The sequence below is a fragment of the Thauera aminoaromatica S2 genome, assembly GCF_000310185.1.
GTDB classification, from domain to species: domain Bacteria; phylum Pseudomonadota; class Gammaproteobacteria; order Burkholderiales; family Rhodocyclaceae; genus Thauera; species Thauera aminoaromatica.
The window spans coordinates 1-15,583 of sequence record NZ_AMXD01000018.1; the positions used below are offsets into that span (position 1 = coordinate 1).

Annotated in this window: 16 protein-coding genes; 10 read left to right on the forward strand and 6 right to left on the reverse strand. The window is 69.0% G+C overall.

The window, feature by feature from the left end; all coding sequences use genetic code 11:
* The 6 genes from C665_RS04865 to C665_RS04890 all read right to left on the reverse strand — a co-directional run.
* The coding region (locus C665_RS04865; protein WP_004301600.1) for a DmsC/YnfH family molybdoenzyme membrane anchor subunit at positions 1–746 on the reverse strand (746 nt) is incomplete at its 3' end.
* On the reverse strand, positions 746–1,393 hold the full coding sequence (locus C665_RS04870) for a 4Fe-4S dicluster domain-containing protein (RefSeq protein ID WP_004301603.1): 648 nt from the start codon (positions 1,391–1,393) through the stop codon (positions 746–748). The genes C665_RS04865 and C665_RS04870, both read right to left, overlap by 1 nt.
* Complete coding sequence (locus C665_RS04875) at positions 1,390–4,143, reverse strand: molybdopterin-dependent oxidoreductase (protein WP_004301606.1); 2,754 nt, start codon at positions 4,141–4,143, stop codon at positions 1,390–1,392. The genes C665_RS04870 and C665_RS04875 overlap by 4 nt, the downstream gene beginning before the upstream one ends.
* Positions 4,144–4,157: 14 nt before the next feature.
* Positions 4,158–4,976 carry a formate dehydrogenase accessory sulfurtransferase FdhD gene (gene fdhD, locus C665_RS04880; RefSeq protein WP_004301608.1) on the reverse strand — a complete coding sequence of 273 codons (819 nt, stop codon included), beginning with the start codon at positions 4,974–4,976 and terminating at the stop codon, positions 4,158–4,160.
* A gap of 248 nt (positions 4,977–5,224) precedes the next feature.
* Positions 5,225–5,833, reverse strand: coding sequence for a nucleotidyltransferase family protein (locus C665_RS04885; protein WP_004301609.1), 609 nt, complete (start codon positions 5,831–5,833; stop codon positions 5,225–5,227).
* Entirely contained in the window at positions 5,809–6,810 is a 1,002-nt protein-coding gene (locus tag C665_RS04890) for an XdhC family protein (protein WP_004301614.1), read from the reverse strand. Before C665_RS04890 ends, C665_RS04885 begins: the two co-directional genes overlap by 25 nt.
* Before the next feature lie 240 nt (positions 6,811–7,050).
* Between C665_RS04890 and C665_RS04895 the strand changes: the two genes are divergently transcribed.
* The 10 genes from C665_RS04895 to C665_RS04940 all read left to right on the forward strand — a co-directional run bounded on the left by C665_RS04895 (position 7,051) and on the right by C665_RS04940 (position 15,571).
* Positions 7,051–8,175 (forward strand): substrate-binding domain-containing protein, encoded by a 1,125-nt coding sequence (locus C665_RS04895; RefSeq protein WP_004301616.1) that lies wholly within the window; start codon positions 7,051–7,053, stop codon positions 8,173–8,175.
* A 113-nt stretch (positions 8,176–8,288) separates the two neighbouring features.
* Positions 8,289–10,247: a tRNA uridine-5-carboxymethylaminomethyl(34) synthesis enzyme MnmG gene (gene mnmG, locus C665_RS04900; RefSeq protein WP_004301618.1), complete on the forward strand. Its 1,959-nt coding sequence runs from the start codon at positions 8,289–8,291 to the stop codon at positions 10,245–10,247.
* A 79-nt stretch (positions 10,248–10,326) separates the two neighbouring features.
* Positions 10,327–10,980, forward strand: coding sequence for a 16S rRNA (guanine(527)-N(7))-methyltransferase RsmG (rsmG, locus tag C665_RS04905; RefSeq protein ID WP_004301620.1), 654 nt, complete (start codon positions 10,327–10,329; stop codon positions 10,978–10,980).
* 107 nt (positions 10,981–11,087) lie between these two features.
* Complete coding sequence (locus C665_RS04910; RefSeq protein ID WP_004301621.1) at positions 11,088–11,858, forward strand: ParA family protein; 771 nt, start codon at positions 11,088–11,090, stop codon at positions 11,856–11,858.
* A gap of 14 nt (positions 11,859–11,872) precedes the next feature.
* Positions 11,873–12,724, forward strand: coding sequence for a ParB/RepB/Spo0J family partition protein (locus C665_RS04915; RefSeq protein WP_004301623.1), 852 nt, complete (start codon positions 11,873–11,875; stop codon positions 12,722–12,724).
* Positions 12,725–13,005: 281 nt separating this feature from the next.
* Positions 13,006–13,347, forward strand: coding sequence for an ATP synthase subunit I (locus C665_RS04920; protein WP_004301624.1), 342 nt, complete (start codon positions 13,006–13,008; stop codon positions 13,345–13,347).
* A gap of 2 nt (positions 13,348–13,349) precedes the next feature.
* Entirely contained in the window at positions 13,350–14,201 is an 852-nt protein-coding gene (gene atpB, locus C665_RS04925; protein ID WP_004301627.1) for a F0F1 ATP synthase subunit A, read from the forward strand.
* Positions 14,202–14,267: 66 nt separating this feature from the next.
* Positions 14,268–14,513, forward strand: coding sequence for a F0F1 ATP synthase subunit C (atpE, locus tag C665_RS04930; protein ID WP_002925444.1), 246 nt, complete (start codon positions 14,268–14,270; stop codon positions 14,511–14,513).
* A 47-nt stretch (positions 14,514–14,560) separates the two neighbouring features.
* Positions 14,561–15,034 (forward strand): F0F1 ATP synthase subunit B, encoded by a 474-nt coding sequence (locus C665_RS04935; protein WP_012584301.1) that lies wholly within the window; start codon positions 14,561–14,563, stop codon positions 15,032–15,034.
* Positions 15,035–15,037: 3 nt separating this feature from the next.
* Complete coding sequence (locus C665_RS04940) at positions 15,038–15,571, forward strand: F0F1 ATP synthase subunit delta (protein WP_004301629.1); 534 nt, start codon at positions 15,038–15,040, stop codon at positions 15,569–15,571.
* The last annotated feature ends 12 nt before the right edge of the window (positions 15,572–15,583 follow it).

A 15,583-nucleotide genomic window follows, 5' to 3' on the forward strand; every position in this document is an offset into this window, starting at 1 on the left:
AGCGCGCTGCCCGCGCCGGGCACGCCGGCGAGGATGCCCGCCGCGGCGAGCAGCGCGAGCCCAGCCGGCAGCAGGTGGCCGACGCGCACCATGCGCGCCGCGATCGCCTCGAAGGCCTGCACGCTGGGGGCCGGGGCGCGATCGGCGCGCAGGCCGTCGAGGTAGCGTCTCCACAGCAGCAGGCGGGCGCACAGGGCGAGCACGAGGGCCATCGCGGCGGCGATCTGCAGCCCGCCCGCCAGGGTGGTGGCGATCAGGCCCGCGCCCTCGGCCAGTCCGGTGCCCAGTACCAGCGGCGCGCAGCGCGCATGGCGCCAGGCGGGGATGCCCTTGTCGGCGGCGAGGATGCGCGCCTGGGCGTAGACGAAGGCGAGGCCGCACAGCCCGGCGAGTGCCTGCGCGGCGGGGTGGGCGGTGTAGAGGGCGAGCACGCCCGCGCCGAACAGCGCCAGTGCGACCGAGGCCTCGCGCGTCATCCACGAGCTGCGGATGTGACGGAAGACGTTGAGCGCGCGCCACGGTCGGCCGATCTCGAACCAGACGCACAGCAGCCCGAGGGCGACGAGGAGCAGGCCGGCGGCGAGTTGCGGGCGCACCTCGACACCGGCGAGGCCGGCGAGCCCGGCGAACAGCACGAGCCCGCCGCCGCTGCCGCCGCAGATGAAGTTGCCGGCGGCGCGCCAGTCCCAGTGCTGCTGCAGGCGGGGTGCGGGCTGGCCGGGGAGGGGGGAACGGTTCGGTTTCATCAGGCGTGATCCCAGATGTAATAGACGCTCGGCCCGGTGCCGAGCTCCTCGTGCATGTGGAAGTGCTGGGTTTTTGCGAGCAGGCGGCTGACCGCGCTGTCGGGGTCGTCGATGTCGCCGAAGACCATCGCGCCCGAGATGCAGGAGTTGACGCAGGCCGGGGTGACCTCGGGGTCGCGCCCGGGGATGCGTCCGCTCGCCGCGGCGGCGTCGATGCGTTCCTTGCAGAAAGAACACTTGGTCGCCACCGAGATGCGCGACGGGTCGAAGCGGATCGCCTCGGAGGCGATCGGCTGCTCGCCGTAGGCGAAGCGCGCTTCGTGCACGATCGAGCGCGCCTCGTAGGGACAGGCCATCACGCAGTTGGCGCAGCCGATGCACACGTCGTAGTCGATGGTGACCAGGCCGTCGCGGCGCTTCTGCGTCGCCTCGGTGGGGCAGACCGCCGCGCACGGCGGCTCGGCGCAGTGCATGCAGGCCGTCGGCAGGAAGCTGCGGCGCACGTCGGGGAACTCGCCGGTCTCGAGGTCGAGCACGCGGCGCCACTGCACGCCGGGCGGGGTGGCGTTGGCGTTCTTGCACGCCGCGGTACAGGTCTGGCAGCCCACGCAGCGGCGCAGGTCGATGCTCATCACATAGCGGGTCATTGCACGGTGCTCCCTTCGAGACGGCGGATCGCCACGCGCACGATGTCGGCGCCCGAGCCGGTGGCGTCGGTGAGTTCGAGCGACATCGGCGCCACGGTGTTGAGGCTGGGCATGCCGAAATCCTTGGCGACCGGGGTGGCCCAGTGGTCGAACTGGCCCGGGATGACCAGGGTGTCGGGGCGGATGCCGTGGGCGAGCACCGCCTTGCCGTAGGTGGCGCCGATGTGCGAGCGGATCTCGACGCGGTCGCCGTCGGCGATGCCGAGGCGCCTGGCGGTGTTGGCGTTCATGATCACCCCGGCGTGGCCCCGCACGTTCTGCGCCACCTCGCGCATCAGCGCGATGCTGACGTTGCCGCCGGTGTGGTACTGCATGCTCTTGGTGGCGAGCAGCCACAGCGGGTAGTCCTCGGGCTTCGCGCCGCTGTCGACCAGGGCCTGCTCCCAGCGCCCGGGAACGTCGTGCCATTCGGGCAGGGCGGTGTATTCGGAGAGCTGGGTGTCCCACCAGTGCATGTCGTGCTCGTGCAGGCGGTTGCCGAGCTCGCGGCCGATGCGCAGCAGGCGCTCCTGGTAGGGCAGCTCGTAGCGCAGGCCCTTCTCGGCCAGGGTGGGGGTGAGGTACCACGAGCGCTGCGGCATCGGCACGGTGTAGAAGCCGTGCTCCTTGAACCAGGCGAGGTCGTGGGTCTCCTGCCCCTGCGAGAGATCGGTGCTCGCCGCGCGGCAGATGGCGTCCCAGATCGTGTCCACGTCGTGCGTGCGCGTGGGGTCGAGGCTGAAGTCGTAGCCCTCGCCGGCGAGCGGCGAGACGCCGCCGGCGCCGCGGTTGATCGCCTTGTTGTAGGGCTCGAGCAGGCCGGTGCGGCGCGCCAGCTCGGTGCTGATCCAGGTGAAGTCGCGCGCCTCGCCCTGCGGCTCGACCGCCGGCTGGCGCAGCACCACGCCGCGCGCGGTCCAGAACTGCTCGACGAACTTGGTGCCGCCGACCTTGATCATCTGCAGGGATTCGAGGTCGGTGGCCTCGGGCAGCAGCAGGTCGGCGAAGAAGTTGGTCTCGTCCACCGTGTAGGCGAAGGACACGGTGAAGGGGAAGGTGGCGATCGTCTCCACCAGGCTGGGCGTGTCCCAGAACGAGATCGCCGGGTTGGAGCGGTAGATGAACCAGATGTCGGGCAGGGTCGGCTTGGGCATGTTGAAGTCGCGCGGCACCTCGCGCTGGAACATCCACGCCAGCTGGGTGGGGCCGAGCGCCTGGCTCCATGCCGAGTTGCCGACGATCGGCACCAGGGTGCGGTGGGCGTTGCGGCCGGTGGGCCGGGCGACCCAGTGCTCCTTGTCGGTGGGGTTGAATTTCTGCGCCATGAAGCCGTCCTCGCCAGCGGCGACGCTAAGGTGGCGGTCGTCGTGCGGGCGGTTCAGCCGCACCGTGGTGCCGAGGGTACCGCCCGGCACCTCGAGCGCGCCCACCAGGGTGGCGAGCACCGTGCGCGCCCAGCAGCACTCGAAGGCGCCCCAGCCGTTATTCACCGACTTGCCGAGGGTGACCGCGACCGGGCGCAGCGGCAGGGTGGCGCCGTCCACCTCGATGGTGGCGCCGACCTGCGCGTTCTCGAGGTACTCGCCCGCGATGCGGCGGATGGTGGCCGCAGGCACGTCGCAGATGCCCTCCGCCCACTCCGGCGTGTATTTGCGCATGTGCTCGACCAGCATCGTGTGGGCGGGTGCGCCCTCCACGTCGGCGAGCGCATGGCGGGCGTCGTCGGCATCCACGGTCACCGCGGCGGCGACGCGGAAGCGGCCCTCGAGCGCGGGCTCGACGCCCGGGGTGTCGAAGGGCACGGCGCGGCCGGCGGCGGGATCCCACACCAGCGGCTTCGCGCTGTCGGGGGCGCGCAGGTAGAGACCGTCGGGGCCGACCAGGTAGGGCGAGGACGTGCGGTCGCGCAGGAAGGGCAGGTCGAGCTGCCCGAGGCCGTGCTCGCACACCAGCACGTGGATCAGCGCGAACATGAAGGCGGGGTCGGTCTTGGGGCGGATCGGCACCCACTCGGACGCACAGGCGCCGGTGATCGACAGGTGGGGCTCGACCTGCACGCGCTTGTAGCCGCGCACGCGCGCGTCGGCGTGGCGGGTGACCGCGCACGGGCCGCCGGAGGCGTCGACGTTGCTGCCGATCGAGATCACGTAGCGGCAGTTGGGCGTGTCCGCGGCGACGGTGAAGGCGCGGTGCCAGAACTCGCCGTAGAGGTGCTCGGAATGCACGCACTTGACGCCCTGGCCGGAGCCGAAGCTGAAGTCGATCGGCCCCCAGGCGGCGAGGAAGGCGGGCAGGGTGCCCATGTACATCGCCGGCGTGCCGCCATGGCCGAAGCTGGCCGCCACGCGCGGCAGGCCGGAGTCGTCGACGAGGCCCTTCTCGCGCACCGCGGCGAGGCGGGCGGCGATGGTATCGAGCGCCTCGTCCCAGGAGATCGGTACGAAGCCCGGATCCTCGTTGCGCCCCTTCTTCGGGTTGGTGCGCTTCATCGGCTGCAGGATGCGGTGCGGGTTGTAGGTCTTCTGCACCAGGCCGTGCGCCTTCACGCATACGCGTCCGCGCGCGGGATGCACGTCGGCGGCGGCGAAATTGGGTTCGATCTCGGTGGCCACGCCGTCGATCACCTTGACGGTCATGAAGTCGGGGCCGGCGACGCAGTTGTAGCAGTAGCTCGGAATCTTGCGTTCGTTGCGGGCGGTGGCGGCGGTCATCGCGGACTCCTCGCTCAGTGCATGCGTTGCGGGTGGGTGTAGACGCTGTGGCGGTGGCCGCGCGCGAAGCCGACCAGGGTGACGCCCGCGGCCTCGGCCAGGCGCACCGCCATGCCGGTCGGCGCCGAGAGCGCGGCGATCGCGGCGATGCCGACGGTGGCGGCCTTCTGCACGATCTCGTAGCTGGCGCGGCTGGTCATCAGCACGAAGCCGTCGTCGAAGCCGCAGCCGCGCGTGGCGATCGCGCCGATGAGCTTGTCGAGCGCGTTGTGGCGGCCGACGTCCTCGCGCACCAGCGCGACGCTGCCGTCGCGCCGGCACCACGCCGCCGCATGCACCGCGCCGGTGAGCTGGAACAGCGGCTGCAACGCGGCGAGCTCAGCCTGGGCGCGCTCGAGCGCGCCGGGCTGGATCGCGGTGTCGGCGAGGCGGGCGGGCGGCAGCGGGCGCTGCAACTGGGCGAGGCTCTCGATGCCGCACAGGCCGCAGCCGGTGCGCCCGGCGAGCGCGCGGCGGCGTTCGCGCATGGCGGCGAAGCGCTCGCTGGCGAGCGCCATGCGCACCTCGCAGCCGAGGGCGTGCTCCACCACGTCGATGTCGTGGAGCTCGCGCGCGCTCGCGGCGATGCCCTCGCTGAGCGTGAAGCCGAGCGCGAAGTCCTCGAGATCCTGCGGGGTGGCGAGCATCACCGCGTGGGAGAAGCCGTTATAGACGAGGGCGACCGGCGCCTCTTCGGCGACCGCGTCCTCGCCGAGGATCGCGGAGTCGGTGCCCCGGCGTTCGACGCCGTAGCTGCGGTGCGCGCCGCTTGCGGGGGAAGGGTGGTCGAGCATGGGGACCTCCTGTCGGGAAGGAGCCGCAAGAGGGTCGTGCAGCGGCTTGACTTAATGATACAAAAAAATATCAAGAAATCAATATCTGCGTATCACAAAATTATAAAGTCAAGTTAAATCATGACGTTGCAGATAGTTAGATATCCACGAATAAGATTGCTCGTGTTGCTTCGCTATGGGGGATTTTGCATAGGATGGGTGCGGCGGGAGCCCGGGCGGTCCGTGCTTGCCGTGCGAGGGGCGGGCGTTCAGTGGCTGCCGAGGCGGTGATTCACGGCGGCCAGGTCGGACGGCGTGTCGATGTCCAGCCAGCTGGCGTCGTTGTCGACAGCGAGTTCGACCAGCGCCCCACGGTGGCGAGCGAGCAGTGCGCGTGCGCCTTCGTCGCCGGCGAGGGCGCGCAGCTCGTCACCGAAGCGCGCGGCGAAGCCCACCGGATGGCCGCGGCGGCCCCGGCAGACGGGGGCGGCGATGGCGGCGCCAGCGCGCAGCGCGTCGGCGACCAGGCGGTGCTGGGCGGTGGGCACCAGCGGCATGTCGCCAAGTGCGACCAGCCAGCCTGCGGCATCGGCGGTGGCGGCCACGCCACAGGCGATGCTGACGCCCATGCCGGGGTGCTCGGCGCCACAGCGAACCACCTCGGCACCCGCCGCACGCAGCTCGTCCTCAAGCGTGCCGGGCTGGGCGGGAACGACCGCCACCACCAAGTCGACGGCCGGCAGCAGGCGGGCGCAGGTGGTCGCGGCCACGCCGCGGCCGTCGGCCAGGCGGGCGACGAGCTTGCCGCCGCCGAAGCGGCTGCCGGCACCGGCGGCGAGCAGGATGCCGACGATCAGGCCGCGCGTGCGAGCGGGCATGCGGCGGACTCCGTCGCCGGGCGTGCGACTGCGGCCGTCAGGCTCGTGCCGTTGCGGCGCGCGGTGAGGTCGGCGACGATCGCGAGCGCGATCTCGGGCGGTGTGCGGCTGCCCAGCGGCAGGCCTGCCGGTGCATGCAGGCGGGCGATCTGCGCGTCGCCGAGGTCGAACAGGCGCAGGCGCTCGCGGCGGGCGGCGCTGGTTGCGCGCGAGCCCACTGCGCCGATGTAGAAGGCGTCGCTGTGCAGCGCGTCGATGAGGGCGAGGTCGTCGAGCTTGGGATCGTGGGCGGCGGCGAGGATCACGCTGCGGCGGTCGGGGCGCATCGCGGCGACCGCGTCGTCGGGCATCTCGGTGGTGATCTCCACGCCGGGCAGCGTCCAGCTCGCGCGGTATTCCTCGCGCGGCTCGCTGAGCGTGACGCGGTAGTCGAGGGCGAGCGCGAACTGGGCGAGATAGGCGGAGAGCTGGCCGGCGCCGACGATCAGCATGCGCCAGCGCGGCCCGAAGGCCGCGGTGAGCCGGGAGCCGTCGAACACCACCGCGGTGTCCGGGACGGAGTCGAGCAGCTCCACGGCGCCCGTGGCGAGGCTCAGCCGGCGTGCGAGCAGTTCGCCGCGCTCGATGCGCGCGAGCGTCTCGGCGAGCCGGCTGCCGGCGTGCAGCGGCTCGAGCACCAGGCTCAGCGAGCCGCCGCAGGGTAGCTGGAAGCGCCGGGTCTGGTCCGCGGTGATGCCGTAGGTGACGAGCTCCGGGCGCTCGAGCCATTGCGTGCGCAGGCGATCACTCAGGTCGTCCTCGATGCAGCCGCCGGAGACCGAGCCGGCCAGGCGTCCGTCGCCGCAGATCGCCAGCAACGCGCCTTCGGGTCGCGGCGAGGAGCCCCAGGTGCGCACCACCGTCGCGAGCGTGACCGGCAGTCCGGCCGCCTGCCAGGCGACGGCCTGGCGCAAGGTCTCGAGATTGACGCTGTCCATGTCGGTTCCTCGGGAAAGGAAAATGTTAGACACGCTAACTATTGGAGTTCAAACAATTACACTTCGAAGTGTAGCAGGGTGCCGGGCCCTTGCAAATTGAAAGGCACAGCAGCGGGACGTCCGGTTTCGTCTCGGCCAGGCCTTATGCCCCGGGGGCGCGGGCTCGCCGCGGACGACGCGCTTGCGCTAACCTCGCACGAGGCCGCCACGATGGCGGCAGACACGGAGAGCGGGCGGCAGATGCGCAGGATCAGGCTGAACTACGTACTCGGCGCGGACACGGGGTCGGCGCCGCTCCACAATCCCCTGCTCGACCTCCTGCAGGCGGTGCGCGAGCAGGGCTCGATCTCCGCCGCCGCGCGTGTGCTGGACCTCTCCTACCGCCACGTTTGGGGCGAGCTCAAGCGCTGGGAGCTCGAGCTCGGCCAGCCGCTGATCCTGTGGGAGAAGGGCCAGGCCGCGCGCCTGTCCGAGTTCGGCGCCAAGCTGCTGCTCGCCGAGCGCCAGGTGCAGGCTCGCCTGTTGCCGCAGATCGAGGCGCTGCGCGCCGACCTCGAGCGCGCCTTCGCGATCGCCTTCGACGATTCGGTGCATGTGCTGTCCTTCCACGCCAGCCACGACGAGGCGCTCGCCGCGCTCGGCGAGGAGGCGCGGACCCGCGGCCTGCACCTGGACATCCGCTTCACCGGCAGCGTCGATGCGATCCGCGCATTGAACGAGGGCCGCTGCACCATGGCCGGCTTCCACGTGCGCCTGCCGGCGGTGCCGGGCTCGCGGGGGTCGTCGTCACACTCGCAGCGCACCTACAAGCCGCTGCTGCGCCCCGGCCTGCACAAGCTGATCGGCTTCGCCCGCCGCAGCCAGGGCCTGATCGTGGCACGCGGCAATCCGCGCGGCCTGCACGGCCTCGCCGACCTCGCGCGCCCCGGCGTGCGCTTCGTCAATCGCGCGCGCGGCACCGGCACGCGGGTGATTTTCGACGAGCTGCTCGGCGAGCTCGGCCTCGCGCCCGCCGCGATCGAGGGCTACGCCAATGACGAACCCTCGCACGCCGCGGTCGCGCAGGCGGTGGCGAGCGGTCAGGCCGACGCCGGCTTCGGCATCGAGGCGAGCGCGCGCGGCCGCGGACTGGACTTCGTGCCGCTGGTCGAAGAGGCCTACTTCCTCGCCTGCCTCAAGTCCACCCTGGAGCACGACGCCACCCGCGCCCTGCTCGCGCTGCTGCGCACCGCCGCATGGCAGCAGCGCCTGGCCGACCTGCCCGGCTACGCGCCGATGCAGAGCGGCGAGGTGCTGTCGATGAGCCGGGTGCTGCCGTGGTGGCGCTTCGGGGGGCGTGGAAACGCTCGCGAAGGAAAGCAATAAGCTGATGTTTGAATTGCAATTTTCCGTGAAACATTAGCGCGGAACCTGGCCGCTCGCGTCCGAAGCGCGTAGAATCCTGCCCCTTGTTCACGCATTGCAGCACGGAGCGCGCCATGCTCTATCCCACCCGTTTCGATGTCATCGTGGTCGGCGGCGGTCACGCCGGGACCGAGGCTGCGCTCGCCGCGGCGCGCATGGGCGCGGCCACGCTGCTGCTCACCCACAACATCGAGACGCTCGGGGCGATGAGCTGCAACCCCTCGATCGGCGGCATCGGCAAGGGCCACCTGGTGAAGGAGGTCGATGCGCTCGGCGGCGCGATGGCGGCGGCCACCGACGAGGGCGGCATCCAGTTCCGCATCCTCAACGCGTCCAAGGGCCCGGCGGTGCGCGCCACCCGCGCCCAGGCCGACCGCGTGCTGTACAAGGCGGCGATCCGCCGGCGGCTGGAGAACCAGCCGAACCTGTGGCTGTTCCAGCAGGCGGTGGACGACCTCACGGTGGTCGGCGACCGCGTCACCGGCGTGGTCACCCAGATCGGCCTGTGCTTCGAGGCGCCGACGGTCGTTCTGACCGCGGGCACCTTCCTCAACGGCCTGGTGCATGTGGGGATGCAGAACTACTCCGCCGGGCGCGCGGGCGACCCGCCGGCGATCTCGCTCGGTGCGCGGCTCAAGGAGCTGGCGCTGCCGCAGGGGCGCCTGAAGACCGGCACGCCGCCGCGGCTGGACGCGCGCACGATCGACTTCTCGGTGATGACGGTGCAGCCGGGCGACGACCCGGTGCCGGTGTTCAGCTTCCTCGGCCATGCCTCGCAGCACCCGCGCCAGCTGCCGTGCTGGATGACGCAGACCAACGAGCGCACGCATGACGTGATCCGCGCCAACCTCGACCGCTCGCCGATGTATTCCGGCGTGATCGAGGGCGTGGGGCCGCGCTACTGCCCGTCGATCGAGGACAAGATCCACCGCTTCGCCGACAAGGACAGCCACAACATCTTCCTCGAGCCCGAGGGCCTGGAAACGCACGAGATCTACCCTAACGGCATCTCCACCTCGCTGCCCTTCGACGTGCAGCTGCAGATCGTGCGCAGCATCCGCGGCCTGGAGAACGCCCACATCCTGCGCCCCGGCTACGCCATCGAGTACGACTACTTCGACCCGCGCAACCTCAAGTCCAGCCTGGAGACCAAGTCGATCGGCGGGCTCTTCTTCGCCGGCCAGATCAACGGCACCACCGGCTACGAGGAGGCCGCCGCTCAGGGCCTGCTCGCCGGCGCCAACGCCGCGCTGCAGGTGCAGGGGCGCGAGCCTTGGTGCCCGCGCCGCGACGAGGCCTACCTGGGCGTGCTGGTGGACGACCTGATCACCCGCGGCGTGTCCGAGCCCTACCGCATGTTCACCTCGCGCGCCGAGTACCGCCTCAGCTTGCGCGAGGACAACGCCGACCTGCGCCTGACCGGGAAGGGCCGCGAGTTGGGCCTGGTCGACGACGTGCGCTGGGCCGCCTTCTGCGCCAAGCGCGAGGCCATCGAGCGTGGCACGGCGCAGCTGAAGGCGGCGTGGGCGCGGCCGGAGGCGATTCCGGCCGAGGACCAGCAGCGCGTGCTCGGCAAGGCGCTCGAGCGCGAGCAGCGCTACTTCGAGCTGCTGCGCCGGCCGGAGACCAGTTACGCCTCGCTGATGAGCCTGCCCGGCGCGCCGGACGAGCGCGAGACCGACGCGCAGGTGATCGAGCAGATCGAGATCGCCGCCAAGTACCAGGGCTACATCGACCGCCAGCAGGACGAGGTCACGAAGCAGATGCAGGCCGAGGCCACGCGCTTGCCGGTTGGCCTCGACTACGCCCAGGTGCGCGGCCTGTCCAAGGAAGTGCAGCAGAAGCTCAACCAGCACAAGCCCGAGACCATCGGCCAGGCCGGCCGTATCCAGGGCGTGACCCCGGCGGCGATCTCGCTGCTGCTGGTGTGGCTCAAGCGCCGCGACTTGGCGGCGCGCGCGGGCGCTGTGGCGCCCGAGCTTGCGGCGCCTGCGGACGCGGGCGACGACGTGGCACGGAGGCCGGCGGCATGAGCGCGCTCGTATGGCGGCCGGAAGGCAAGCGCACAGCTTCCATGGGGAAGAGCTCGCATCGCGACGGGAGAGAATTGCAGTGAGCGGGCGCCTGCAGCCTTACGCCGCCCGGCTCGCCGACGGCATCGCCGCGCTCGGCCTCGCCCTCCCGCAGGAGACCATCGACCGCCTGCTCGCCTTCGGCGAGCTGCTGCTGAAGTGGAACAAGGTCTACAACCTCACGGCGATCCGCTCGCCGCAGGAGCTGATCACTCACCACCTGCTCGACTCGCTCGCGGTGCTGCCGCAGCTGGAGGCGGTGAACCGGCTCGCCGACATCGGCTCCGGGGGCGGCCTGCCGGGCGTGGTGCTGGCGATCGTGCGCCCCGGGCTGGTGGTGTCCTCGATCGAGACCGTGGGCAAGAAGGCGAGCTTCCAGCAGCAGGCGAAGATCGAGCTCGGGCTGGACAACTTCAGCGTGCTGAACCAGCGCGTCGAGCAGGTTCGGCCGCAGTCGCTGCCCGGCGGCGCGCCGGAAGGCGCGATCTCGCGGGCCTTCTCCAGCCTGGCGGATTTCGTCGCGCTGTCCGGCCACCTCGTCGCCGAGGGCGGCGCGCTGTACGCGATGAAAGGCGTGAATCCGGTCGACGAGATCGCCGCGCTGCCTGCGGGCTGGGCGGTGGCGGAGACCCATGCGCTCACGGTGCCGGGGCTGGGCGCCGAGCGTCATCTGCTGGTCATCCGGCGGGCGTGACACTGCGGCCCTGAGAAGCGTCGTGCATGCTGCATCGCCGCATTGAAGTACACTCCAGGGTTTGCACCGTGTGTGCGAGCCTTCCAACCGGAACAGCCTGAACCGACATGGCCAAGATATTCTGCGTCGCCAACCAGAAGGGCGGGGTGGGCAAGACCACCACCTGCGTCAATCTCGCCGCCGCCCTGCACCAGGCCGGGCAGCGCGTGCTGCTGATCGACCTCGATCCGCAGGGCAACGCCACCATGGGCAGCGGGGTCGACAAGCGCGACCTGAAGAGTTCGGTGTATCACCTGCTGGTGGGCATGGTCGACCTCGCCGGGGTGCGGGTGGCCTCGCCCACCGGCGGCTACGACGTGCTGCCGGCCAATCGGGACCTCGCCGGCGCCGAGGTCGAGCTGGTCAACCTCGACCAGCGCGAGAAGCGCCTGCGCAACGCGCTCGCCGCCTTCGTCGACGACTACGACTTCGTCCTCATCGACTGCCCGCCCTCGCTGTCGATGCTGACCCTCAACGGCCTGTGCTGCGCCACCGGGGTGATCATCCCGATGCAGTGCGAGTACTACGCGCTCGAGGGGCTTTCGGACCTGGTCAACACGATCAAGAAGGTGCATGCCAACCTCAACCGCGACCTCAAGATCATCGGCCTGCTGCGGGTGATGTTCGACCCGCGCGTGACCCTGCAGCAGCAGGTCTCGAACCAGCTCGAGGGTCACTTCGGCGACAAGGTCTTCCGCGCCATCGTGCCGCGCAACGTGCGCCTGGCCGAGGCGCCCAGCCACGGCATGCCTGGTGTGGTGTTCGACAAGTCCGCCAAGGGTGCGCAGGCCTACATGGCCTTCGCGCACGAGATGATCGAGCGCGCGAAGATCTTCTGAATTCCGGAGCCGACATGAACAAACCCAGACTCAAGGGCCTCGGCCGCGGACTCGACGCGCTGCTGGCCGCGAACCAGGAAGAGGAGGCCGAGAAGGGCGAACTGCAGTCCTTGCCCACGATCGCCTTGCAGCCCGGCAAGTACCAGCCACGCACGCGCATGGATCCGGGTTCGCTGGAGGAACTCGCGGCCTCGATCAAGGCCCAGGGCGTGATGCAGCCGATCATGGTGCGTCCGGTGGGCGAGGACGCCTACGAGATCATCGCCGGCGAACGGCGCTGGCGTGCTTCGCAGATCGCCGGGCTGGCCGAGGTCCCCTGCCTGGTGCGCGAGATACCCGACGAGGCCGCGCTGGCGATGTCGCTGATCGAGAACATCCAGCGCGAGGACCTCAATCCGCTCGAAGAGGCCGGCGGCATCCAGCGCCTGATCGACGAGTTCGACATGACCCACCAGCAGGCCGCCGACGCGGTCGGCCGCTCACGCCCCGCGGCGTCGAACCTGCTGCGCCTGCTCAATCTCGCCAAACCGGTGCAGGAGCTGTTGATGGCGGGTGACCTCGACATGGGTCATGCGCGCGCGCTGCTGCCGCTCGACGCCGCCAGTCAGATCCAGCTCGGCAACCAGGTCGCCGCGCGCCAGCTTTCCGTGCGCGACACCGAACGGCTGGTACAGCAGATCCTGAACCCGCGCCAGAAGAAGCCTGTGCCGCCGCCCGACCGCGACCTGCTGCGCCTGGAAGAGGAGATCGCGGACGCGATCGGCGCGACGGTCAAGATCAAGGCCAACAAGAACGGTGCTGGCGAGCTCACGATCCGTTTCGGCAGCCTCGACCAGCTGGACGGCGTGCTCGGCAGGCTGCGCTGACTCATCCCGGACGCAGACCGGCGCCGCCCTGCGGCCGGCCTTTCCTCACACTGATCACCGCGTTTGCCGAGGCGGATGCGCGCCCCTCCATGCGTTTCCTCCGGGGCCGCGTGACCGCAATGGCGAAGGCTCGTTATGTTATGTCTTCTATAAGATACAACAGCAATGCATTTACCCTTGTTGCAGCGCATCCAAGGTTTGACTTTGCTGCGGTAAACCCCTACCATCCGCGGGATTTCAGGCGGTCGCCGGCGTCTCAGACGCGCACGCGATAACACCGGATGCTTAAAGCTGTCATACTGCAGGTGATCGCGACGCTCGTCGCAGCGGCCCTATCGGGCGCGCTCTTCGGCGTCAGCGGAGCGGTCTCCGCCGCAGGAGCAGGACTGGCATGCGTGCTGCCGAGCGGTCTGTTCGCGTTGCGCCTCGCGGCGATCACGCGCAGGTCCGGTACGGCGAGTGTGACTGCCTTCGTCGCAGGCGAGTTCCTCAAGATCGCCTCGATCGTGGGATTGTTGGTGCTGGTGTGGGCCGTCTATCCTGACCTCCATTGGGGGGGCATGCTGGTCGGTCTCATCCTGGCGCTTAAGGCGAATTTGTTTGCATTTTTGGTAAAGACCTGACCATGGCTACAGAAGGGCACGCCCCCACCGCATCCGAGTACGTCATTCACCACCTGACGCACCTCAACAACACCGGACACGCGCAAGAAAACATCATCGACTGGAGCGTCATCAACCTCGATTCGATGTTCTATTCGATCGTGATCGGTGCGCTCACCGTCTTCCTGCTCTGGCTTGCCGCGCGCAAGGCGACCTCGGGCGTTCCGGGGCGCTTCCAGGGAATCGTCGAGATCCTAGTCGACATGGTGGCCGACCAAGCCAAGGGTATCGTCCATAGCGCCGAGTCGCGCCGCTTCGTCGCGCCGCTCGCGCTGACCGTGTTCGTGTGGATCTTCCTGATGAACGCGATGGATCTGCTGCCGGTCGATCTGCTGCCGCGCATCTGGGAAGGCATGTACGCCGCCGGTGGTGGCGACCCCGCCCACGCCTACATGCGTGTGGTGGCGACCGCCGACCTCTCCGCGACGCTCGGCATGTCCACCGGCGTGTTGCTGCTGTGTCTCTACTACAACATCAAGATCAAGGGTGTCGGTGGCTGGGTGCACGAGCTCTTCACCGCTCCCTTCGGCAGCCATCCGCTGCTGTATCCGATCAACTTCGCGATGCAGATCATCGAGTTCGTCGCCAAGACCGTCTCGCACGGCATGCGACTGTTCGGCAACATGTACGCCGGCGAGCTGATCTTCATCCTGATCGCGCTGCTGGGCAGCACCGCCACCGTGTTCGGCTTCCTCGGTCACGTGATCGCGGGTTCGATCTGGGCGATCTTCCATATCCTGATCATCACCCTCCAGGCCTTCATCTTCATGATGCTGACTCTGGTGTATGTCGGTCAGGCGCACGAGAGCCACTAAGAGTTTCGGTTTCACCTTCAGCGTAGTACCTGGTTTTTAAACTTACTTCCCCACTAAGGAGTCGTCATGGAAAACGTTCTGGGTTTTGTTGCTCTGGCTGCTGGTCTGATCATCGGTCTGGGTGCGATCGGTGCTTGTATCGGTATCGGCATCATGGGTTCCAAGTACCTCGAGGCGTCGGCTCGCCAGCCCGAGCTGATGAACGCCCTGCAGACCAAGATGTTCCTCCTGGCCGGTCTGATCGACGCCGCGTTCCTGATCGGTGTCGGTATCGCCATGATGTTCGCCTTCGCCAACCCGTTCCAGCTCTGATCGGTTCGAGTTCATCCTTTTTTGAACCAACCTGAGGGCCAAGAACCGTGAATTTGAACGCAACCCTGATAGCCCAGCTCGTTGTGTTCTTCATTCTGGCGTGGTTCACGATGAAATTCGTGTGGCCGCCCATCGTGAAGGCGCTGGACGAGCGTGCGAACAAGATCGCAGACGGGCTGGCAGCTGCGGACAAGGCCAAGGCCGATCTGGCACTCGCCGAGAAGAAGGTCGTCGAGGAACTGCGCAAGGCCCGCGAATCCGCGGGTGATGTGCGGACCTCCGCTGAAAAGCAGGCGAGCCAGCTGATCGACGAGGCCCGCGCCGAAGCCAGTCGCATCATTGCCGCCGCGCGCGAGGCCGCCGAGCACGAAGCCGGTGCCGCCACGCAGCGTGCCAAGGAAGCCCTGCGCGACCAGGTCGCCCATCTGGCCGTCGCCGGCGCGGAGAAGATCCTGCGCCGCGAGATCGACGCCAAGGTGCACGCGAAGCTGCTTGCCAACCTGAAACAGGAACTGCAATAAGTCATGGCCGAGAACGTCACCATCGCGCGCCCCTATGCGGATGCCGCCTTCGAGCTGGCTCGCGGGGCAGGTGCGCTGGGGCCTTGGTCGGAAGCGCTGGATCGGCTTGCCCTCGTGGCGGCCGATTCCGGCATGAAGGCGTGCTTCAACGATCCCAAACTGTCCGCCGAGCAGCTCTGCCAGCTCGTGTTGGGTGTCTCGGGTGACCTGACCGCCGAACAGCAGAATTTCGTCCGCGTCCTCGTGGAAAGCGAACGTCTGCAGGTGCTTCCGGAGATCCGTGACCTGTTCGTTGCTCTCAAGAACGAACACGAAGGCGTCCGGGAGGCGCAAATCGCCTCCGCCTTCCCGCTCGACGATGCCGCTCTGGCCGCATTGAAGGCCGACCTCGAAGCCCGCTTCAAGGCCGCCGTCAATGTCTCCGTCAGTATCGACCCCGAACTGATCGGTGGGGTCCGCATCGCCGTCGGCGACGAAGTCATCGACGCCTCGGTCCGCGGCAAGCTCGCGAACATGGCCGCTGCGCTAAAGAACTAGGAGCATAAATGT